The sequence below is a fragment of the Vibrio sp. 10N.261.54.E10 genome, from assembly GCF_002877735.2.
In the GTDB taxonomy this organism is placed as follows: domain Bacteria; phylum Pseudomonadota; class Gammaproteobacteria; order Enterobacterales; family Vibrionaceae; genus Vibrio; species Vibrio crassostreae_C.
Genome location: NZ_MCXE02000002.1, coordinates 1,343,811 through 1,364,472 on the forward strand (window position 1 = coordinate 1,343,811; position 20,662 = coordinate 1,364,472).

Consider the following 20,662-nt stretch of genomic DNA (forward strand, 5'->3'; position numbering starts at 1 on the left):
ATTTTCCTTTCGACTCGCATCACTGGATGGCGCTCGCAGACTGTTCACCATCCTCAATCAGAACCTTCTCTGCAAGGGTAAATAAACGCTTCGCGCCCCTGCAGAGAAGAACCCTGTTTGAGGTCTGGACAGCCAAGCGGCTCCATAAAAGTGATACTCAAACAAAAAGGAAACTCCTCATGGCACAACAAAACTCAACCCCAACTCTCTCTAAATCGAATTTCAGCGACCAGCGTTTCGCCGCTGGGCACGAAAGCTCACCAAAAAATGATATCTCTTTATTGCGTATTCCTCAGCGTACAGAGGAAGAAGAGCACGGATTTTCTCTTACGCCGTGTAGCGACATTACCTTAGCTGAACTCAAAATCGCGGGATTTACTTCGCGTGATTCTAAGTTCTACCCATCCACTCTGGCTGAGGTTGAGAAGAGTATCTTACACCACTTTAAAATAGGGGACTTAACTGACAATTTTATTGTGAAGGATGTATCAACCCCTTCGAGAGCCCTCTTTTCGTTCCATCGTTGCCCGTTTTAATTACTGGGATATTTTTGTATTAACGTCAGGAGTAAGTCATGAAATATCTCTCTCACTATATTCAAGCCAAACAAACGCAAGCATTTAATGAAGCTGGGGCATTTTTTGCCTTTTCCACTAAACAGTTCGATGAAGCAAAAAAAGAGGGCGTGAAATATGCGTCGTTAGGTATGGGCTTAATTTGCCCTGTTGATAAGGCGAAGCAATTAATGAACCGTTTAGATTCTATTGCTCAAGAAGGGATCGTCGAAGACATCGAAGAGAATGGTAAAAAATCGATCATTCGCCGTGAGCTATTCAATCACGAGTGTTTCTATACCAATGACATTTGTGATTGTGTCGAAAAGCTCGAAGAGTATGGCATTTCTTACGATGAAGTGTATGAGGTGTTTAATCACATTCGTAAAACGGAAGACGTTTATTAAACGCTAAAAGTAAAGCGCCTTGATATTTGCTGTATCAAATATCAAGGCAAATTCAATTTAAATACAGGGGTAAATAAAATGAACATTAAAAATGTTACATCAGGTAACGAAGAAACAAAAGAAAAAAATTATGTTTGTACGGCTGTGCCGTTTGATCTTGGCAAAGTTGTTTGTACACAAGGCATTGCTGAACTGCTAAATAACAATATTGGTGTGAATTTACCGATTTACTTACATCGTCACCAAAATGGTGATTGGGGAAATATCTGTGTTGAAGATAAAATTACCAATGACGAAGCCACCAAGACAGGCGAGCGGGTTTTATCAAGTTACACCATTTGTAATGAACAAGTCTGGATAATTACCGAGCGTGATCGTAGTTGCACTACGATTTTACTCCCTAATGAATATTGATGACGTCAATTCACGCGATATAATGGAGTTCCTTTAGACTCCATTTTTTAGCTTATGAAAAAACTAATCTTATTTTTGTCGGTCTTTCCAAGTGTCGGGTATTCGTTTTGTTTTGATGAAGCAGGACAACACTATAATGTTGATCCAGATTTGCTGCGATCGATAGCACAAGTTGAAAGCAGTCTTGATCCTAATGCTTATAACGAAAACAAAAATAAAAAAGGTCAAGTAACCAGTCGTGATTTTGGACTCATGCAAATTAACTCTAGTTGGTTTCCTCGACTGGCTGAATTTCATGTCAATGAAACCAATGTCTACGAACCTTGTTTTAATGTTTCATTAGGTGCGTGGGTATTAAGCTCTAACTTTGCCAGCCATGGCTATAACTGGAATAGCGTAGGCGCTTATAATGCAGGATTTCTTAAACGTACCGAAAGCGCCAGAAAAATATACATCAAAAAAGTTCAAAAAGTCTATTATCAGTCGCCATTAAAATAACCTTTCTTGCACCGTAATGGTGCAGCGCTAGTTGTGTCACGATCTTCTTTTTCCGTTTTACATTCCTTCCCTAATGGTCTCAATCACCCTAGGTTCAATCGCCAACGGTTCGGCTTTTGAGCTCGACGTTCCTAAAACACCCCCCAAGAAAACAAACTAGATGCAGACTCATTGGAGGTCATTGTTACCGCTTGGGAATCATCCACACCCTACGGCGCATTGAAATCAATGCAAATGGTTGTCTGTGAAAAACATAAAGATAATAAAAACAGAAAGTTAAAGATATAATAGTCGCTTAAAGTAACGTGGAAAAATTTTCAGAAATTACACTAATTAGCCGATTAAATTTCAATGGATAAATATATTTTTTCAATGATTATTAATTGCTCCCTTATAGGTAAAGCGATGAGAGCGTTTTCAAGGTCCTTTAATTGGAAATCATTGAATGTTGATTGAGCCCTTTATTGACAAGGTTCAATGGGTGTTTTATAAAATTAATTGATTGAAATTTCATTTGAATAACAATGCTTTTAATTGGGATTGAGGAGGGCAATATGACACGTTCTTATCCGCTACAAAGCTCATTACGTGGAAAGTTAGCGCAAGATTTTAAGACGTTTAGGGATAAGGAAGCGTTAAGTGATGCAGAGGCCACGCGGCAACTTTTGATGTTGGCACTGCGCATTAAACTCAATGACAGTGAGGATGATAGTCCATCGAATCGTGCGTTGATGGAAGAGATTTATCGTGTCGTTCGTGGTTCATCTGCGATCACTGATGTGGTTCATGGACAAACCTTTGATGGTGAAAAATTATTCCGAGAACAAAAAGAATCCAAACCCTTTAGGCAACAGGTGAAATCTGATATCGATAATAAAGTCGATGAGTTTCTGGCAGGCAAAAAAAAAGGGTAGTCCATTGGACACCCCTTTTTCTACCGCTCTAACTCTCTATCTAGTTTATTATATTGGTCATTGTTGTTGTCACTCTCCTGATTAAAATCAAACGTTTTTTGAGGGGAGGGTTCTTTGCTGTCGAAGTGTTCAAGCTCTTTATCTTTGATTTCTTTGGTGTGTTGATTAATATCAGTGTCCGGCTTGTTGGTTAATGAATCATGGTCTTGAGTGGGGGTGTCGAATTCCTCTTTTTGTTGATGCGTTTGTTGATGGTATTGTTCAATACCCTGTTTAATTTCCTCAAGCATATCGTCAGGTGAAACAAACTGAATATTTCTCCCTGAAAATTTGGCCATGATTTTTTCAACGTTGTTGGGATTTAAATCAGTATTGCCTTGACTCAGTACAATCACAATGTTCTGTCTGAGTTCATCGGTGGAGATATTCTGAATGTCATTCTTATGATTGACATTGATAATGTCGTATTGGCCTTGATGCGCTTGATTAATAATAAAAGCATTCTCGATTGAGGTACTGATGATGGTGGTGTGCAAATCACTGCCTTGATGAAATCGCGTTATTTGTTTGGATTTCGTGCCTAATATCCGTGGGTTGATGTCGAGTGCCGGATCTTTATTTCCTTGCCCGTCTAAATAAGTCACTTCAATCGCTTTTGTTTCTCCTTTTTTATCGTGAATGTTAGTTATCATTGCCGAGTGAAATGTCTGGTCCTCCGAGGAGTACACTGCTTGATGAAAATGAACATGGTCATTCTTAGGGTGTTCAATACCTAATTTATTGAGGTAAGTTTCGGCTAATGTGCCTGTGAGTGGCTGACTGGTTTGTATATATTCTTTCGCTCTCTCTTCAAATTGTGCCATGTGTTTTGGCGTAGTAGTCAGTAATTGTTCATGTTTAGGGTTGGCGGTGAGTTGGTATTTATTAGGATCATTAAGGATGTTGTGGGCTTCTTTCATTGCCTCCTTATAATTTATTTCCTTATGACTCATCATCAAATTGATTAATGAGCCTTTTTCACCGGTGGTATAGTCTTTAAAATACCCTCGATATTCCCCCGTTAATGACACTTTTAGAGCCGATTTACCGATACCAAAGGTTAAATAGTCACGGTCTGATTTAGATGGGTTCGGTTGTCCTAATAGGTTGATGGCTAAGCTTTCGGTGTATTTAGGGAGCGCTTGGTTGATGTGTTCTTTAAATTGGTTGTAGTCAAAATCTCCGTTTCTATTTTGATAACGTACGTCTTCATGAGGCAGAGCTTTGTCATTAAAGTAAGGGGTACTGTGTGGTGCAATGTTTTCGATGGTTTCAATGGCACTGTGTTTATTGACCTCTTTTGATAACCAGCTCTTCATCATCTGTTTTGGGTTATCGGTAAAAAGTTTGACATGAGTGCTCGCTCGGCTCAAATCGATGTAAGCGCGTCTTAAGTTCGTCAGTGCGCCTTTGCCTTTGAGAGTGGTAATGACGTACTGATACGTCGCTCCTTGCGCCATGTCCGCAGTTCTGGTGTAAGCGTAATCCCAATGCCCATCTTTGAGTTGGTTTGGATTGAGGTTTAACGTTTGCCCTTCTTTCGAAAGCGCGGTGATTTCTTCCTTGGTGGCACGGCTGATGGTGTATTCCACATTGGCTTTAATGCCTCGCGCTTTGTCGGTAAAGCGGGTCATGATTTTATCACCGGTTGAAAGCGGCTTTTCTGATTGAGCGAAGAGTGACGTGTATTTGTGGTCTTTGTTACGTGGCAAAAACGGTTTTGTCTTACCTGTATTCACGTCTTGAAGTGTCACCACTCCGTGCTCCGAATCAATGTGGGTAATGATGTCGTACTCTCCTTGCTTGGTGCTTAAAATGAGCCCTTTCTGATAAGGCATCATGGTGGCTAACTCTTCTTTGCTCTCACCTGTAGAGCGCAATCGGGTGGTGATGATGTTCTCTTGGCCTATCTCTTGTGTTTTCATCAGTCCGACACGAATGTGCTCAGTGATGTGGTCACGCTCATTATTCGTGTAAGCAATGATAAGCGTGTTTTCTCGCGTTTCGGGCGTACGGGCAAGGTAGTCCTGTGCTACAGCGTAAGGCAGCTTTTCGGTGGCAATAAGCTGTGCTTTGCTTTGGTCTTTCGCACTCTCATCGAGGGTGGAGATAATATGTTGCGTGCTACCGAGTGTATCAGGGCTTTGCTGAGAGAGTTTATCGAGGGCGCTGTGTGGCTGCTTATCCACAATGTTGTGTACGGCACCAAGCAGTATTTCATTCTTCTGACGAATGATGTCGGTCATAAAAGCCGTATCGATGAGTCCTTGTCTCATGCTCAATTCAAACGGTTTACCGGCATTAAGAGAAAGCAGCTGCTCTTTATCCCCAAGTAAGGTGGCTTTGGAGCCGCTTTGTAATACAAGGTCGGTGAGCTCTTTGGCTTGTTGGTTGCTGACCATGGAGCTTTCATCGAGGAAGAACAGCGTGTTTTTGTAGTCCTCTGGTAAGGTGATGCCACGTCTTAGGTCGGTCAGTAAGCTTTCCAGCGTTTGCGCTTGTATCCCTTTGCTTTCCAGTTCGCTGACGGCGGCGTGCGTTGGTGCAATACCTATGATTTGTGAAGGTGAGTGTTTACTGGCTTGGCTAGCGTGTTGAATCAATTCAATGTTGGATTCGAGTAGGGTGGATTTACCGGTGCCCGCTAAACCTTGCACGGTCACAAAACTGTCTTTGGTCGTTGAGATAAGGGTGATGCCGTCCTTTTGCCCTTGGGTAAGGCGAGGCTGTGCATCGAGATAATCTCTGACTTGTCTGTGGGTGGCAAACGGCTTGTGTTGATTTTTCCCTTGCTCAATGTTCCGCAAGATGTGCTTTTCGGTATCGAGCGCCGCTTGGGTGGTCCAGCGTGTGCCGTCGCTGTATTCGGCAGAGAGGGTGTCACTGCGCTTGGCGAGCTCTGTTTCAATTTGATCTTTGATTATCGGTTGATTGGCCTCTTCAAAAGCGTAACGGATCGCTTCGACGACTAACTCTTTTTGTGTAAACGCCGCTTCTTTTTCAGAAAGATGACTCAGGGCAAAGTTCAACGCTTTCTCTTGCAGTGGTGAATTTTGCTCTTTGTTTAAGAGAGTGAGGGCTTGCTGGATGTCGCTTTTGACGGTGATGGCGGTGGTGTCAGTCAGGTAGCGGTCGTTGACGCTTTGAGTGTGCATCACTCGCTCGATGGCAGAAAGCTTCACTTCGCTTTTCTCAAGCGCGGCCTGGGCTTTATCGGGGTTGTCGGTAAACACATCGATGCGCGCGCTTTTCTCGGTCAGATCATGGAAGAGCGCTTTGGAGAGCGTAAAGGTTTTGCCTGAAATAAGAGTGTGCGGCCTTGGTTCGATATGACTGGCGGAATGCACATAGTCGTATTTTAGTGGTGCGTCTTTCAGGGCTTCAGCGGGGATGGTTTTCGATTCGCCTTGCGTGTCCGTTAACGTCAGGGTTTCTTTAGATAATCCTGTGACCACGTAACGTTCATTGGCGTTCAACCCAGATGGAAAGTGCTTACTGGTGGTTATGAGGCGTTCACCTTGGTTAACTTGCAACGATTCAGGTTTAAAGACCTGCATGTTGAGGGCTTTGAATCCGGTGGAAGCGGGATCGAGGGTGTATTCTTGTCCATCGGTTTTGCTGAGTACATGGACTCGATTGTTTGTCTTATCCGATGTGGAAACCACTAACTCTTGAGGTTTTCCGTCTTCCCAATGGCGAAGGGTCATGCCCGGCTTGTAGTGTTGCGCTAACTCCTGTTGGGGTTTAGACAAATAATGAGGTTGCTGAGTCAACAAGGTGATGCCGCTGCGGGCAAGTTGACCCTGGTTCTGTAGAGAGGTCCGGATCGCGTCCGTCAATCGTCGTTGTTCAACGTGAGAAGTCGCCAGCACTTGTGTGTCTTCTTTGTTTGATAAGTAGGTATAAGCTCTGGCGAGGGTGCGCGTATCACTGTCGTGCAAGGCAACCTTACTGTCTATCTGTTTGCTGTCTACCCAAGAGTGCGAGACGACGTTGCCTTTGCGGTAAAGCTCGATGGCGTTATAGGCTTTAAAACCTTGGCGACTGGACGTGTTGTTCAGCAAGATGACTTTGCTCCCCGATCCCTTAGCTTTTGCGTTTAAAGCGATCAACTCATTCGCGCTCATTTTGTGGGCGCTGTCGACGAGAAGGACATCTTTGTTGGTCATTGGTAGGTCGGAGTGCAACAAACTATGGACAGAGTGACGATGCTCTTCTTGAAACCGGTGTTTTACCCAGGCTGCGACCGTATGACTTTCACGTTGGATGGTTTGGCTATGACGGTGTTTGTCTTTGGCGTTTTGTGACACTAAGTGGACACGTTTACCGACATGGTTGCCGACGTTCAATAGGTTTTGCGCGATTTGCTCACTGTTGCCAAACACATTGACCACATGAAACTGTTTGGTGGACTGGTAAATGTCCGCCACCTTTTGGCAGTTGCCTTGAGTGAGGGTCAGTTTATCTAACGTAGCGTCATTGACGGGAGTACGCATATGGTGCGTACGCCCTTTGCTGGCCGCCATTAACGCTTGTTCGGTTTTCAGCATGGTGTGAGTGGTGTATTGACCTTTCATGGAAAGGGGGAGAAGCGCCCCGTCTTTCACCCATTGGTCTGCGACCACTTTAAGGTCGATTGCATTGGCTTGTACGCCGCCCTTGGTAAACTCGGCCGCGGCTAATTCTATGATCTTTTGCAGTTTTAGTGCCGTGTTGTATTGCCCCAAGTGTTCAACGGCGCGACTAAACGCGTCTTTAGCGATTTGTTCAGGGTGATGCTCTTGTTGAGCGATGCCGAGGGCGTTTTTAACCAAGTCTTTGGGCTGATAGCCTTTGTTGCACACCGTTTGTTGCCAGCGAGTATTGAGCTCGGCCTCACTTTCGTAGGTTTTGGCTTTGCGAGTATCGAGTGCGGCTACATCTTTTGCCGCTTGCGTCCCCCCAAAATCTAAGGCTTGTTGGTCGAGCTGTTGTTTGCGAGTAGAAAACGTATCAAGGAGGATTTGAGGGAGGCCTTTGGCTTCAAATTGGCCGTTACCCAATCCTTGCATTTGATAACCCATTTGTTCGCTCTCTTTGGCAAGCTGACTCTGGTAAAGAGCGGTGTAGTACTTTTGGAAGTGGTAAATGCGCTCGCCTGTTCCATTGATGACGCCGCCTTTTTGTTTGAGAGAAGAGGCGAGTGTACGCAGTTGCCCTTCTTTGTCGCGCGTCATGTTTGCCGTCAAAGCGTGGGAATGGAGTTGTGGGTCGTTTTCACGACTGGTTTTATGGCGCACGACCGCAAAGGCCATGGATTCGGTATTGATGAACTCACGAGCGCCTTCGTCATTGATGTGCGTGGCTTGTGCTACGTCTTTTTCTAATTGCGAGAGCGCGAATTTGACCGCCGTGTTATGCGCATCGATTAAACGTGTGTCACCCCCGACGAGAGCAAGTACACTGACCGATTTTGGCGCAGAAAAGGTTAGGTCAAACCCCGATTTATGATCGTCGCGTTTGCCTTTGATGGTTTCATGGCCTAGGTGTCCAGATAAAACGGACTCTAACGTTTTTTGGTCAACCGGTTTACCGAGTAGGCCTGCTTCTTCGGCTAACTGACCATGCCAAAAGGTGTTTTCATTGGTACTGTTTTCTTTGAGGTAGTAGTTGTCGTTGCTGTCTTTTTCGAGAGAAATGTCAGGGGTCTCTTGGGTGTTTTCTTCGTTTAAGTAATACTTGGCGGCGCCAGAGGCGGATTTAAGAGGGCTAATGGACATCATAAGGTGTTCTCCTTTTTTTGGGGCGCAGCAAAGCCGCCACGTCAGCGGAATGCCGGTGAGTTGGGTGTGGTACGAATGGGTTAGCGGACGGCGTTGATGTGAATGAAAGGGTGGTAAAGGGTTTTTACAGGGGAGGGTAAGATTGTGTTCGGTCTCTAAATGTTCCTTGATGTTTCATTTCGTGTGGTTAATCGTACATCTCGCCCGTTTCTGCTTGTGTCATGGACGCCTCTTCGGTTTCTCGCTGTAGTGCATTTTGTGTGTTTTCAGCGAGCTGTTGGTTTTGGGCAGCGTTATTGGTCGGGTTTTCCTTTTTCGGTGCTTTGGCAAGGGTTTGTTTTTGATGGGTTCTGGTTTGCTGCTGCTCTTCTTCGTTTTCATAGGTACTTTGCTGAATGGCGAGTAATCGGTTTCTTTGGGTTTCATCGAGTTCATGCAAAGCAATTAACTCATGAAAAATCAAGGCTTGGTCGATACTCTCCATTGCTTTCCCGCCTGGTAGGTTGCGTTTGATGAAGGAGGGTTGGAGATTGCTCATGCGGTCGTACTTCAGTTGCAGCTTAGTGATGAGCATGGAGTTAGGGGTGCGTAAGTAACACTCTAAATCATCCAAACCTTGGATTTGAGCAGGAGAAACCACAGGACGCGTTTTGTTTTGGTGGCCAAGTGAGACACCGTCACGCAGTGCGTTCGCCCCGTAAGAAATATTTTCTCGTGAGATATCGATTTCTTGCTCACCAAGATCATCCGAGGAAATGGTGGCCATCGCTTTTGAAGGGGCGCGGAAGAAAAAGCGCGTGTTGAGCAAATCAAAAATGACTCTCGCCGCGTTGCGCCCGTAAGTGGTTTCTAATTGAGCGTAAGATTGCAAACCCAGTAAATAACATCCTCCAAATTTACGCACTTCAGAAATAATGTGCGTGAGTTCAGGCAGTTTATGTAACGTAGGCATTTCATCGATGATCACCCAAATTCGGCGGTCGTCATCGGGCTCCATTCCTAGAATGGCGTTGGAGGCAATCGCAAGCCACATCGAGATCAGTGGTCTGAGTGCGGTGTGTTGTCTTGCGTTACTCGATAGGAATAAAAATCCTTGCTGGGATTCATCTTGCACCCAATCTGTGATCGAAAATGGCGCCCGTTTATGGTGGCCTTGTGCGTCTTTTTCATCCAAACCATGTAAGTAACGTAATGACTTAATGTAAGTCGCTAGTACCGATTTGATGGAGATAGCTGTCTTCTCGATACTTTTCGAGACGAGGGAGCTAGCTTCGGTGTCTTTTAAGTGTTCACCTAGCGTGGAAAGCTCCGACGTTAAGATAATGTGCAGCAAATTTTCAATGGTACATTTGTGTTTGTCATCGATCATCATTTGATAGGTGGTTGCTGCGAAAATGGTTCGTGCGGAATCCACCCAAAACGGGTCGCCTTCGCCGTGTTGCGGAATAAGCGCGGCCGCGAGCGATTCAAAGTCAGGGGCTTCTTTGGCATCACTCCAAATATCCCATGCAGCGCAACGCTCATCGAAGGGATTTAAAATCACGTCTTTATGAGGGTCATAGAATTTACTGACAAAATCGCAGCCTTTATCGTAGATGATGGCTTTATCGCCTCGCGCCCGTATCCAGCGCAATAACTTGCGAATCGCAACGGATTTACCTGCGCCTGTGGTGCCGTCAATCATTAAGTGCTTGACCTCAAACCTATCAACAAAAAGCTTGTGACCATCGAGTGCAAAAGGAGAGAGTTTTTTCTTCTTTTTCAGCTCTGCGGTGACGGCTTTAGGCTCAGCCAATTGAAAGCCGCGAATGTGGTTATCTTCGCTTTGCTCTTGCCCTTTTCTCTTAAACCAGTGGTTGATAATCACAAACAGCACGGTGGAAGTGGCCACAGAGACCAGTAGGCCAATGAACAGGGCTTGCAGCAATTCTTGGTAGCACTGTGACAAGATGGGGTTTTGCAGTTGTTGGCCAAGGGTGCTGCTGTAGCGTTGATCTTCCCATTCGACCACTACGTTGCGCTTTAGGCTAAAACCTAATTTGTTGAATAGCCAAAATAGACTGTAGTAGTAGGCACCGGTTAATGTGCTGGCCGAGGTGAGGAGGTAAGTAGTGATAAGCCCGAGCAAGGCCGCGAAGATATTGAGGTACTTGATTGTGGTTACGTTCACTTGCCACCACATTCGAATGTTATGGAAAGTGATTTGACCACCACGAGTCGTAGACATAGAAAAACTCCTTGTGAAGGAAAACAAAAAAGCGCCCACACTGAGTGAGGCGCTTTTGTTCGGTAGAATGAAATCAGGAATAAGGTGACAGGTTACAAAGGAGGTGTATTACGAGTGCCAAGGCTAAGGGACGACAGAATTGTTTGGTGCTCGCATTAAGATTGACCAGTTTCAAAACGTTTTTGGACAGAAGTGAGTTGGCGGTCATATTCACAATCGCCTACTTCAGATTAGCTATGTTTAGGAAAAGCGAAGTAGACGGCTTTGTTGTTCGAGAACATGAGTTTCGTTGGCAGTCTAATAAATGTTATTCCCTATCGATTAGAGGGTATCTCATATGTATTATATCGCAGGTGTCAGATTTCGAATTCGTTCGTTAACTTTATGTAACACACCAGATATTGGTGTTTTACCTAAGCTATCATAATTTATTTCGTGTCTATCAATTCTAGAAAAACTTTCGTGGAAATCACTACTTGTGGAGACAATCACCTTGTCTAGATTGTAACCAATGGAGTTAAATTGGTCTGCTGTTATATCAATAATGTAGCCATCGCAGACCAACCAAGCATGGGATTGTTCTCGATTATTACCTAAGCCCTTACCTGAAATATACGTACTGTCTTTTCCATAAGCATTTTTTAGAAATAGACCTAAAAGATTCGATGTATCACCGCAACATCCAGAGGGAAAACCATTTAAGCACTGATAAAAGCTAGTGTTATAATGGAAATCTGACTTATCAAACGATTCAAGGGCAGCCCTGATCTTTCTAATGTCCATAATAATTGAATCTTTCAAATTACCTCCATACTAGTATTGCTCTATAACGCAGTGCTCAAAATAAAATCTAAAAGCAGGTATTGTATCTTGCCGATCGTTGCTCGGCATCCTTAACAACTTAATAACTGAAATATGATAACTCCTTTCTTTATCTCCTCACTAACTTTCGGTCGAGATTTAAAATCAACTAAAACTTCATACTCATGCCCAAGCTCAACATTGCCACCAAACGGGGCAACAACGGCTTTAATTGTAGAGTCTGTCTTAATCTCAATTGCATATATTTTTATGGGCTTGGTGTATCCATTTTTCAATGCGTGATAAGTTGCTATATAGGGGGATAAAGTTGTAGATACAGGCAGCTCCCAATTGTCATTACTATTTTCCGAGCAAACTCCACGAAATAGAATCTGTCCTTTTGACAAAAACAGTCCATTTTCTTGTATTTCCATTCCTAATGCTTTGAAATCATTGTTATTGAAAGTTCTATATTTTTTCTGAAATGACTTAAATACAGGATTTTTAACATTATTAGCCTTACTCTCTTGCCATTTACTCAAAGTGTCAGAGGATTCAAGAAGGGCCTCAAATTCTATACACTGTTCAGGCTTTCTATGTTTATTTGGGGCTAATTGATAGTTAATAAGTTCTGAAAATAATTCAGAAACACTTTGAAAACTACCATTCCAACCAGTTTGTTCAATATCAAACTTACCTAAGGCCATCTCTACTCCGAATATATAATGTTAGCATACCGCACGTTTACTATGCTTAAGATGATTGAAATGGCCAAATAACCATCTCTTAGAAAATTAACGAGAAACATTCCGTTAATACTCATGTTATCCCCGTGCTGATAGTCTCTCTAAGACGGTTGCATAACAGGATTTAAAGTCACTTTCCAATCCCGGAGATGAGTACTTTTTTAAGTGGATACGATAATCGGCAATACCATTGTCTTGAGCCTCGAAAGTAGACAGAAAGTCATTGTGTTCGGCAATTATTATTGGCGGATTCCTATAGCCATATTCGTTGAACTGATCGCTCGTAATGTCAATGTGGACACCATCCAAGTTGAGCCAAACGTGAGACCCTAACTCTTCATTAAACCCACCATTTTCACCACGAATTAGCTTTGCATTAGAATATCCGTTGTCACTCAGATATGCAGCTAGTAGCTGCGAGCTATCATCACAACAAGCGTCAGGAAACTTACTAACAGAAAGTGATGTCCCATCAAAATCACACGGATTTAGATTCTCCATTGCAGCTCGAAACTGATTTACCAAAAGTGTTAGTCGCTCCATTTAACCTCCGAAATACATAACAATTTATTTGATCCAAAAGTGGGACATCCACACAAAATATCAGCTTGAAACATCAACGTAAACTTATGTTTTAAAGCGGTTAACATCAAAAACACGTTAGTCGATAGAGGAGGAGAACGACTGAGAGGAATATTTCTACACGCCTCGCATTGAGCATTAGAAAATCTAACGAAAACTCTCGGAGTAAGACTGATATCCTTGGCTTTCACCAACAAGGAATGGGGCACAACCTAGTCAGCCGAGATCCATTGACTCGTTGCTGGACAGAAATGAGTTTTCGATTAAGCAAATATTGAATTAGCACAAGTATTGCAAATCAAAGTGCCTATTTATTGACATGCCTTGATGATCAATCGTGACCCAGTGATGGTAACGCAGACCTAAGAACTCGATAAATCCCTCGTTCGTGACCCAAATATCACCGTATCTATTAGCCCTTTTTCGAGCGCTGGCTATAGAAACGAGCAAATTATCCACACTAATACCGTTAAATAGCGAGTAATAAACGCCTTTCATGGCAAAAAGGCGTTTTGTAAATCAGTGGTGAGAGCATTACCTTTTATAATGAGCTACAGCGTTATACACACTAGCAGTATCAATATTTTTAGCTATTACCATAACGTTATTAACATGCATAGCTTCCAACGCAGAATTTACAGCATGTTCAATATAATCTTGACGTTTTGAAGAGTTATCATTTTTATAAACGATAATACAAATAGATGTATCAGATAGCTCATTAGGTGTATAAATAATCATATTATTATGCGTCTCTATATGAAATGTTCTAGGTACATTCCTTTCAAGATCTTTATACATTCGAAGCAACGTTTTTTGCTCATCTAAATTTAGCATACATAATGAGTTGCCTAAATCTGTCCAACCTTTAAATGTACGGCTTTCTATCTGTGCCAGTATGTCTTTAAAAAATGGGATCATCTCAGGTCTTGGCTTTACACAATCAATACCCTGTTCTTTTAACTGAAAGTACTGGTCAATTTTAGATGACATCCCCGTAATTGTTACTTCTGTGCTTTCATCCATCATCTCATTGCTAAATGACAATCTATCTTTACAATAAAGCCCTAAGTAATCTAACTCATCTCCCAAGACATTTACTCTATTTGACAAGTTAGATCGTCTAGTAAGATAGTTTATTATTTCTATGGGGTGTTCTAAGATATCTGTAATGCATTCAAAATCGGATACTGTCATAGAGACGCATGGCTCATAGTCGTTAGGCATCCAATCCGTTTTGTGGAACTTATCAATGTTTGTTTGCATCGTCCCAAAATCTTCAAGTGTAATTGACATTCTAATAACATTATTAATATCATCTAATGAAACTGGTAATTGCTCTCTTAGAGTATCTTCAATATCTGAATTATCTTTGAGATATAGGATCTTATCCCTTAATCTCTTTGACTGTATATTTGGCTCGATTATCATCTCATCGAACTGCCGCTTAACTGTTTTAGGAGCACCACGAAGTGCGGCCTTATTTACCTTGTGAGATTTGGCTTCTATAATAAGCATAAAACCATCAATAAATGTTACCAAATCAGTCTCATACTCCCTACCGTCTTGTGACCACTCAAGCCCACTCTTTGTTTGTGACTCTGGAAATCTTCTAAGAATAATTTCTTCAATCTTATCCTCTAAGTATTTAGCTTTAGTACGCTTTACTTTTTCTTTATTTATTCCTTTTGTGAGCTTTATAAAACAATCATGAGAATAAGCAAAAAATAACTGCGGGATATAACAAATCAAAGCATCATCATGCCTGATTATTGGTTTACTCCATACTGGGTTATCTAAGAAGAAAAATTCTTTATTATTTCCCGTTAAAGAGGAAGTGTTAAAACTAAATTCATCGACTATTTTATGAATAATTTCATTATTCAAACTGGTCAAAGTTGATAATTCTTCAATACTAAAAGTATAACAGTCCCTTAACTTTAATTGGTGATGAGCGAATACTAGCATCAGTATTTCTTCTTTTTTCATAGATGGGATGTCAAGCTGTCTGTCTGACATCATCGAAGAAGTATAATCACTATCAAAACCCATTAACTTACAATAATCAGGAATTAGCTCATTCTTATTTTTTGATTTTCTTAGTTCTTGTATAACATCTAACCATGAATCAATTCTGTCTTGAATAGAGTTCATCAGCATCTCAAATAGAGATATGACATCATTTGGTTTAAATTCAAAGTTATTATTGATATCGACCTCAAGCTTAGAATAAAGCTCGCTGGTTAGATTTTTCATCTTATCCTGATAACTCCAATTGCGAATTGATTGTGTTGAGGTTCGCAATAATACCTGAATACTCTCAATAGCTTTTTCTTCAGTAGTCGTATCATTTATTGATGTTGGAAATCTACTAATATTAGCGTGACTTCCTAATGAAGTGATTTTTTCTGTTAATTCATCAGTTACATTTGGTGTGGGTGGGAAATAACCAAGCTCTTCATTTGGTATACTGAGAAATATAGCCTGTAATATTTCTATGTGAAATTGATGTATTCCATCATTTTTTTCAACTAAATCCCCCTCTTTAGTTACACCTGTAACTAAAGCTTGCATTGAGAGTATTGCAATTAGTGATATAGGGTCTACTTTCTTAAATATTTCAACAATATCATCAATTAGAACTGAGGTTTGTTCTTTGGCATTCTCTATCATTTTAGATAGAAATTCTTCTCTTTGCTCATCGGACAAATCTTGAAAAGGATTAGGAACATTATAGGTTACAAAATCGTTATCACTCTTCGTGTTTTTTATCCCACCATGACTTGGTTTTTTCTTTTTATTAAGATTTCTTTTATTTGTTTTTCTTGGTTTCTTTGCGCTTTTTTTCATAGCTAAATTCCGAATTTTGTTACAATGAATCAATCGTAATGGTAAGAGACTACACCCATTAGGAAAACTAGGTCAAATAGCGCTTGAATGAAGTAGGATATCAAGCCGTTTGTAAATCGCTTTGGGGCATTTTCGAGCTAGAAAATGCCACGTGTTAAAATTCAGATTGTGACGTTTTTGGGGCAGCTCTGAGCTAGCTGGCACTTTGAGAGACAAGTGCCACGGGTAAAACTTTAGGCCAATGAAGCCTCTGGATAAAACTTTGCCAGTGACATTACTAGAATAGAATGCTGCTGCGCGGCTCACTTGGCTTTGCGAAAATCGCTACTTCATGACATTAGCTGATTAGTCATGTACAATTAATGCAACCAACAAGAGGAACATTGATATGGCCAATGTCTCAAATCCGAAGCGCCAAAAAGCTACATTTACCCCTAGCTTAAAGAACTTCAAAACCAGTTTGGGTTATGAAGGCATGACGATAAATAAGAAATCGAACGTTCAAACCATTGAAGATTTAAAACGCAAGTATGCGAGATAAATATGGTGCTGATCAGGACAAATACTGTTACTCAAATTCTGATGTTTTAATTAACAGATTGAATATACTTGACTCGGATGAACTTGAAAAAGCCGAAGTTGAGTTTACGAGTTATAGGTACCTTTCATACAAAAGTAATGTTTCTGAAATCAAGCATTTAGACTTCAATCACCTCAAATGTCTACATCACCATCTATTCCAAGATATTTTTGAATGGGCAGGTCAAGTTCGAGAAGTGGATATATCTAAAGGCTACACTCGATTCTGTACCGTTTCTAGGATTGAAGCTGAAGCTTCAAAATTATTTGATATTATCCCTTCGTTAGACAATTTGGCTTTGCCTGATCTTATCCAAGAATTAGCCAGTCTATTTTGCGAATTAAATTTGTTCCATCCTTTTAGGGAAGGTAATGGCCGAACTTTACGTTTTTTCTTTGAAGAACTCGTATTTGTCCTTGGCTACACCATCGAGTGGCCTAAAATTACTCAACAAGAATGGATTGATGCAAATATTGCAGGGGTATCACTCGATTTAGAACCGTTAATTACAATATTTCGTTTAGCTCTATCTAGTGAAAAACAAGACTGAATTTTTGTGCGATTGCATTAGTTTTAATCGCCTAAACTCAGCTGAGGAGTGTTGAACCGCTTTTTTCTGTGAAAAATAACGGGGCGAAAGTGGTTTAACTTATCTTCGCCGTCTAACTTGATGTAGCCAAAAACAGATCAAACTAAATTGGAACTGACAAACTTTAATGTCCTCGGACAATTACAGTGGGAATAGCTGATTTATAGAAGCCGCGTATCGAAAGAAATTTCGTGTTTTTTGGCTGTTTTGATGAGTTTTGGATAACCTGGATGTTTTGTGTTGAGCACATAGTTTTGTTCGCGAGGCACAATCACCGATGGGGTCGCCAGCGCCAAGCTTGAATAGCTCGATAACCATTGATCACCTATTTCGGCTGTCTGAAGCGGGGCTGGCTCTTCATTCCAGTTGTCCGGTAAGTCGTCATTTTCAAGGACCAAAGCATCGGCTTCATCCAGTTCCAACGTAAACAAGACATAATTTTCAAGTACTTTGGTATTTTTGAGATGAACCAAGATTTCTAAAATGGCAAGTGACTCTGACGCCGCAACATAAACCGCAGACCGTCCAATAGAATTCCAACGCCCTCCGTACAGTCTGGAGCCTTCGCCATCGAAAGCTGACTCTTCCCACTTTTCCTTTACGATTCGGTACAAAGTGATCAAGAAAATACCCCATGCTCTAATCGTCCAATTAGGTTTAGCACACCCTCTGATTCAGCAGTTGTGGCAACCATATCGATAGGGCGGCGATTACCCAAACCAACCACAGGGGATTTGATCCATTCACACGCGGCCAAAATATCACCTTCAAACAAGTTGATGGTTTGGTTGAATATCTCAGCAAAACGGTACAAACGATCACTTTCGTCTTTGTTAAAACGTCCCGCTTTCGATCTGCGGTTTAGTGTGGCTGGTGGAATTGTAACAGCGGTAGCCAACTCTTTCTTTTCCAATTTAGAGTGCTTGGCTAGTTTGTCAAAAACATCAAAATCCAGACCTTTATGAACAGACTCATAAAGGGTTACCCCTCGCGATGGAATACCTACTTGCTGCCAAAAGCTAGCTGGCTGTTTAACAGGCTTGAATGCTTGCATTTGTGACATAACAATAACTCCTTATCAGATGGTAGTGTCATTATGTATCAGATGATTGCGGTAGGCAAGTTTACAAGTACATAGCTTGGAAAATTGGAGAGCGACAAGTAAGTTAGAGCCTTGTCTTCTGGCTTTTAAGTCCCTTCGCTTGTATCGACAACAACATATTGAAATTCAAGAGGCTGCTAGGATGTTGGGGATCAACAGGGGTAGTTTCAGCAAAAAATTAAACCAGATTACAAATAATGAACTTGGATTGGTTGAAAGCCTATAGATATATATCAAGCCTATTAGGACACAGCAGAGGGCGTAGCCATCATTACCTTGAAAAACGCCAGCCAGTCAGTAGCTTGGTCTAATTTACCCCCGTGATACATCACGGGGATTTACAGCGAACAGCATGATAAGAACGGATAACTTTTGGCAGGGTAAACCAATAGCTTAAAATTGCTTTTGCACTGGGCAAGGGTATTGCTCTTTTAATGCGGCGGTTAGATAGCTGGCGATGCTGCCACCAATGCCTGCTTTGCCGTATTTTTTTAAACGAGGATCGTGTTCAAGTCTGTTGTCGATAATTGTCATCAGATCTTTGGTTTTCCATTCCCATAATGTTTCGCGATTGGCTGCATCTTTCATTGGCAAGCAATAATCAATGCGTTGGCCGCGAGTATCTAAACGGGTGGTATAAAAGTTCACGGCGTTAGCAGCGACACGAGTACCAATCAATAAATCTCGATACTCAGGACTCCCCGGATTTTGATAATGTTCAACATAGTAACTCATATCTGCAGGGCTGTTGCCACTGCTGAGTCGGTCGATTTCTGGAATTTGACTATTGGCTAAGCTCAAAAAAGAGAAACATGTGCCTAAGCCTAATACGAGCCATTTCATCATTAATCCCTCCATTTAATACTGTGTATCTTACTAGGTCGTTACGATTTTTCATTTTAATTACTCAATAATTAACCATTATTTATAGGTTAAGAGCGGGTTTGATCCTCCTTCTGTGTTGGCTGTAAGGTTGATGGTGGCTCAACACGGTTACTGGTACTCTCAAATTGTTCACGTGTATCCTCCACGATTTGCGAGTGGTTGTCGGGGGTGTAATAACGCTCAGTGCCTCCGCGTTGTTTATGCTGCTCAATCACCGTTTGGCTGGTGTTGCCTAGAGCCTTACCTTTGTATTGTTCGCCCACCATTGTTTGCCACTCGGATTGGGTCGGCTCAGGATTAAAGGTACGTTCGTGCTCTTCTTGAGTGGGGACGCTGGCGAGCACAAAATCTTTAAACGTGTCGGTTGTTTTAAATTTTTCCCATTCATCAGCGCGGGCTTGGCGTGATTTATCATTACTACCGGTAAGAATCTGTTCTGCTCGTCCTACTTCAGATTTATATTTCTCCTCCACAAAACCTTGGAATGGTATTTCCAGTTTCTCAGTCAGGCTGGCCAGATGACGTTGCTCTTGGCTGTTGACTTGACTGAGTGTATCGACCTCTTGTTGAGATTGTGTCGTGGACGTTATCAAGCCTTGCGTCTCACTAAAGTTCGCCGTAAAGCCAGTGGCGTAAGTGCCCATCTCCGTATTACGTTCGTCGGCCGTGAGGCGGTTGCTCGCATCGATGGTTTGGTTGGCACCAGAGCGGTAGGATTCGATAGCGGCTTGCATTTGGCTTTGTTGCTCATGCTGCTGAGCGTTTCGCGGTCTTCCTGTGTCCATTTTTGTCCCGAACCTTCGTAGGCTGAATTTTTACCCGTGGCATTTTCTAGCACGTTTGTGCCCCATTGTCGTTTAGAGCCGTTGCTCATAACATTCTAACTATGGTTCTTTTTGACCTAATTCTACTAATGACAAGACCTTAGGTTACTAGACGGCATTTTAACGCGATTTATCCAGTTGTATGCACGCAAACTCTCATAACTCATTAATATGGCTTGAATTGCTCATTTGGCTTAAGCAAGATATACGGAGGTGAAAGACGGAAAAAATCCGTCTATAAAGCGTTATGCATTTTATGAGACAGAGTAGATGACAGATAGTGATTCAATAACATTATTTATAGGGCTTGCGACGGTTGCTGGTGCAATTATTGGGGTGTTTTTGACCGCGTTGTTGTCTAGAGCAAGTTTAACCTCAGGGCTTCGACAGAATTGGATAAACTCAGTAAGAGAAATTTTCTCAAAATATCTAAGCCTCGCCGAAAAATGGACAGATATTCCAGATAGAAACAGTGAAGAAGCTTACTGGGCAAGGCTAGAGCTTATTGAGTATGTATATCAGGCAAAGCTGCATTTAAACGAAAATGAGAGTAAGTCAAAGGAGCTCATGAAGCTCTTGGAATCAGTACCAGAAACGTACAAAGATATGCAATGTGCGGCAAAGAAATTTCAATCGGAGAAAGAAAAAATAGCGACTTTAATGCAAGAGGTGCTAAAAGAAGAATGGAACAGAGTAAGGGATGGTGAGATTCTCTGGAGCATTAACAAGTTCATTGGATTACTGCCTCTTCCTAAATGGTTTTACGTCTCTAGAATTAGCTTTTTCTGGTTAATTTTTATTAGTTTTTTCGCTTTAATTTCATATCTGCTTTTCTACTAAGCAAATGCATAACTAGACGTTAGTTGCCACAAAGGTTCAGATACTACA

18 protein-coding genes are annotated in these 20,662 nt (G+C 41.8%); 8 read left to right on the forward strand and 10 right to left on the reverse strand.

The window, feature by feature from the left end; all coding sequences use genetic code 11:
* Window positions 1-179: 179 nt before the first annotated feature.
* From BCU07_RS17250 to BCU07_RS17270, 5 genes are all read left to right on the forward strand, one after another.
* Window positions 180-536 carry a hypothetical protein gene (locus BCU07_RS17250; RefSeq protein WP_017060516.1) on the forward strand — a complete coding sequence of 119 codons (357 nt, stop codon included), beginning with the start codon at window positions 180-182 and terminating at the stop codon, window positions 534-536.
* 38 nt (window positions 537-574) lie between these two features.
* Window positions 575-961 carry a hypothetical protein gene (locus BCU07_RS17255; protein ID WP_102429047.1) on the forward strand — a complete coding sequence of 129 codons (387 nt, stop codon included), beginning with the start codon at window positions 575-577 and terminating at the stop codon, window positions 959-961.
* A gap of 78 nt (window positions 962-1,039) precedes the next feature.
* Window positions 1,040-1,375, forward strand: coding sequence for a hypothetical protein (locus tag BCU07_RS17260; RefSeq protein WP_050651850.1), 336 nt, complete (start codon window positions 1,040-1,042; stop codon window positions 1,373-1,375).
* A 54-nt stretch (window positions 1,376-1,429) separates the two neighbouring features.
* Entirely contained in the window at window positions 1,430-1,873 is a 444-nt protein-coding gene (locus BCU07_RS17265) for a lytic transglycosylase domain-containing protein (protein WP_016800257.1), read from the forward strand.
* 554 nt (window positions 1,874-2,427) lie between these two features.
* The gene (locus BCU07_RS17270; protein ID WP_029224421.1) at window positions 2,428-2,787 is read left to right on the forward strand and encodes a hypothetical protein; all 360 of its coding nucleotides are present in this window, start codon (window positions 2,428-2,430) and stop codon (window positions 2,785-2,787) included.
* A gap of 20 nt (window positions 2,788-2,807) precedes the next feature.
* On the opposite strand, the gene traI is transcribed toward BCU07_RS17270, so the two are convergent.
* The 6 genes from traI to BCU07_RS17300 form a co-directional block, all read right to left on the reverse strand.
* Window positions 2,808-8,588: a conjugative transfer relaxase/helicase TraI gene (traI, locus tag BCU07_RS17275; RefSeq protein ID WP_102429046.1), complete on the reverse strand. Its 5,781-nt coding sequence runs from the start codon at window positions 8,586-8,588 to the stop codon at window positions 2,808-2,810.
* Between the two features lie 187 nt (window positions 8,589-8,775).
* Entirely contained in the window at window positions 8,776-10,815 is a 2,040-nt protein-coding gene (gene traD, locus BCU07_RS17280) for a type IV conjugative transfer system coupling protein TraD (RefSeq protein ID WP_016800260.1), read from the reverse strand.
* A 342-nt stretch (window positions 10,816-11,157) separates the two neighbouring features.
* Complete coding sequence (locus BCU07_RS17285; RefSeq protein ID WP_102429045.1) at window positions 11,158-11,616, reverse strand: hypothetical protein; 459 nt, start codon at window positions 11,614-11,616, stop codon at window positions 11,158-11,160.
* 92 nt (window positions 11,617-11,708) lie between these two features.
* Window positions 11,709-12,323 carry a hypothetical protein gene (locus BCU07_RS17290; RefSeq protein WP_102429044.1) on the reverse strand — a complete coding sequence of 205 codons (615 nt, stop codon included), beginning with the start codon at window positions 12,321-12,323 and terminating at the stop codon, window positions 11,709-11,711.
* A gap of 117 nt (window positions 12,324-12,440) precedes the next feature.
* Entirely contained in the window at window positions 12,441-12,905 is a 465-nt protein-coding gene (locus BCU07_RS17295) for a hypothetical protein (protein ID WP_102429043.1), read from the reverse strand.
* A 573-nt stretch (window positions 12,906-13,478) separates the two neighbouring features.
* Window positions 13,479-15,794, reverse strand: a complete 2,316-nt coding sequence (locus tag BCU07_RS17300) for a hypothetical protein (protein WP_102429042.1) — start codon at window positions 15,792-15,794, stop codon at window positions 13,479-13,481.
* Between the two features lie 388 nt (window positions 15,795-16,182).
* Here BCU07_RS17300 and BCU07_RS17305 point away from each other — a divergent pair, with 388 nt between their 5' ends.
* Both BCU07_RS17305 and BCU07_RS17310 read left to right on the forward strand, forming a co-directional pair.
* The gene (locus BCU07_RS17305; RefSeq protein WP_016800262.1) at window positions 16,183-16,335 is read left to right on the forward strand and encodes a hypothetical protein; all 153 of its coding nucleotides are present in this window, start codon (window positions 16,183-16,185) and stop codon (window positions 16,333-16,335) included.
* Complete coding sequence (locus tag BCU07_RS17310) at window positions 16,325-16,924, forward strand: Fic/DOC family protein (RefSeq protein WP_016800263.1); 600 nt, start codon at window positions 16,325-16,327, stop codon at window positions 16,922-16,924. Before BCU07_RS17305 ends, BCU07_RS17310 begins: the two co-directional genes overlap by 11 nt.
* A gap of 200 nt (window positions 16,925-17,124) precedes the next feature.
* Here the strand turns inward: BCU07_RS17310 and BCU07_RS17315 are convergent, their stop codons facing one another.
* The 4 genes from BCU07_RS17315 to BCU07_RS17330 form a co-directional block, all read right to left on the reverse strand.
* Window positions 17,125-17,586 carry an RES family NAD+ phosphorylase gene (locus tag BCU07_RS17315; RefSeq protein ID WP_017093449.1) on the reverse strand — a complete coding sequence of 154 codons (462 nt, stop codon included), beginning with the start codon at window positions 17,584-17,586 and terminating at the stop codon, window positions 17,125-17,127.
* Complete coding sequence (locus BCU07_RS17320; protein ID WP_016800265.1) at window positions 17,583-18,026, reverse strand: antitoxin Xre-like helix-turn-helix domain-containing protein; 444 nt, start codon at window positions 18,024-18,026, stop codon at window positions 17,583-17,585. Before BCU07_RS17320 ends, BCU07_RS17315 begins: the two co-directional genes overlap by 4 nt.
* Before the next feature lie 432 nt (window positions 18,027-18,458).
* Window positions 18,459-18,911 (reverse strand): hypothetical protein, encoded by a 453-nt coding sequence (locus tag BCU07_RS17325; protein ID WP_016799983.1) that lies wholly within the window; start codon window positions 18,909-18,911, stop codon window positions 18,459-18,461.
* A gap of 86 nt (window positions 18,912-18,997) precedes the next feature.
* Window positions 18,998-19,735, reverse strand: coding sequence for a hypothetical protein (locus BCU07_RS17330; protein WP_342203004.1), 738 nt, complete (start codon window positions 19,733-19,735; stop codon window positions 18,998-19,000).
* Between the two features lie 309 nt (window positions 19,736-20,044).
* On the opposite strand from BCU07_RS17330, the gene BCU07_RS17335 reads away from it, so the two are divergent.
* A complete protein-coding gene (locus BCU07_RS17335) occupies window positions 20,045-20,614 on the forward strand; it encodes a hypothetical protein (RefSeq protein ID WP_102360602.1) in 570 nt (189 codons plus the stop codon).
* The last annotated feature ends 48 nt before the right edge of the window (window positions 20,615-20,662 follow it).

What these genes read in the sequence shown, in the direction of transcription:
- BCU07_RS17250 (WP_017060516.1), top strand. Translation starts at nt 180, where the DNA reads ATGGCACAACAAAACTCAACCCCAACTCTCTCTAAATCGAATTTCAGC.
- BCU07_RS17255 (WP_102429047.1), top strand. Translation starts at nt 575, where the DNA reads ATGAAATATCTCTCTCACTATATTCAAGCCAAACAAACGCAAGCATTT.
- BCU07_RS17260 (WP_050651850.1), top strand. Translation starts at nt 1,040, where the DNA reads ATGAACATTAAAAATGTTACATCAGGTAACGAAGAAACAAAAGAAAAA.
- BCU07_RS17265 (WP_016800257.1), top strand. Translation starts at nt 1,430, where the DNA reads ATGAAAAAACTAATCTTATTTTTGTCGGTCTTTCCAAGTGTCGGGTAT.
- BCU07_RS17270 (WP_029224421.1), top strand. Translation starts at nt 2,428, where the DNA reads ATGACACGTTCTTATCCGCTACAAAGCTCATTACGTGGAAAGTTAGCG.
- traI (WP_102429046.1), bottom strand. Translation starts at nt 8,588, where the DNA reads ATGATGTCCATTAGCCCTCTTAAATCCGCCTCTGGCGCCGCCAAGTAT.
- traD (WP_016800260.1), bottom strand. Translation starts at nt 10,815, where the DNA reads ATGTCTACGACTCGTGGTGGTCAAATCACTTTCCATAACATTCGAATG.
- BCU07_RS17290 (WP_102429044.1), bottom strand. Translation starts at nt 12,323, where the DNA reads ATGGCCTTAGGTAAGTTTGATATTGAACAAACTGGTTGGAATGGTAGT.
- BCU07_RS17295 (WP_102429043.1), bottom strand. Translation starts at nt 12,905, where the DNA reads ATGGAGCGACTAACACTTTTGGTAAATCAGTTTCGAGCTGCAATGGAG.
- BCU07_RS17300 (WP_102429042.1), bottom strand. Translation starts at nt 15,794, where the DNA reads ATGAAAAAAAGCGCAAAGAAACCAAGAAAAACAAATAAAAGAAATCTT.
- BCU07_RS17305 (WP_016800262.1), top strand. Translation starts at nt 16,183, where the DNA reads ATGGCCAATGTCTCAAATCCGAAGCGCCAAAAAGCTACATTTACCCCT.
- BCU07_RS17310 (WP_016800263.1), top strand. Translation starts at nt 16,325, where the DNA reads ATGCGAGATAAATATGGTGCTGATCAGGACAAATACTGTTACTCAAAT.
- BCU07_RS17320 (WP_016800265.1), bottom strand. Translation starts at nt 18,026, where the DNA reads ATGTCACAAATGCAAGCATTCAAGCCTGTTAAACAGCCAGCTAGCTTT.
- BCU07_RS17325 (WP_016799983.1), bottom strand. Translation starts at nt 18,911, where the DNA reads ATGATGAAATGGCTCGTATTAGGCTTAGGCACATGTTTCTCTTTTTTG.
- BCU07_RS17330 (WP_342203004.1), bottom strand. Translation starts at nt 19,735, where the DNA reads ATGGACACAGGAAGACCGCGAAACGCTCAGCAGCATGAGCAACAAAGC.
- BCU07_RS17335 (WP_102360602.1), top strand. Translation starts at nt 20,045, where the DNA reads ATGACAGATAGTGATTCAATAACATTATTTATAGGGCTTGCGACGGTT.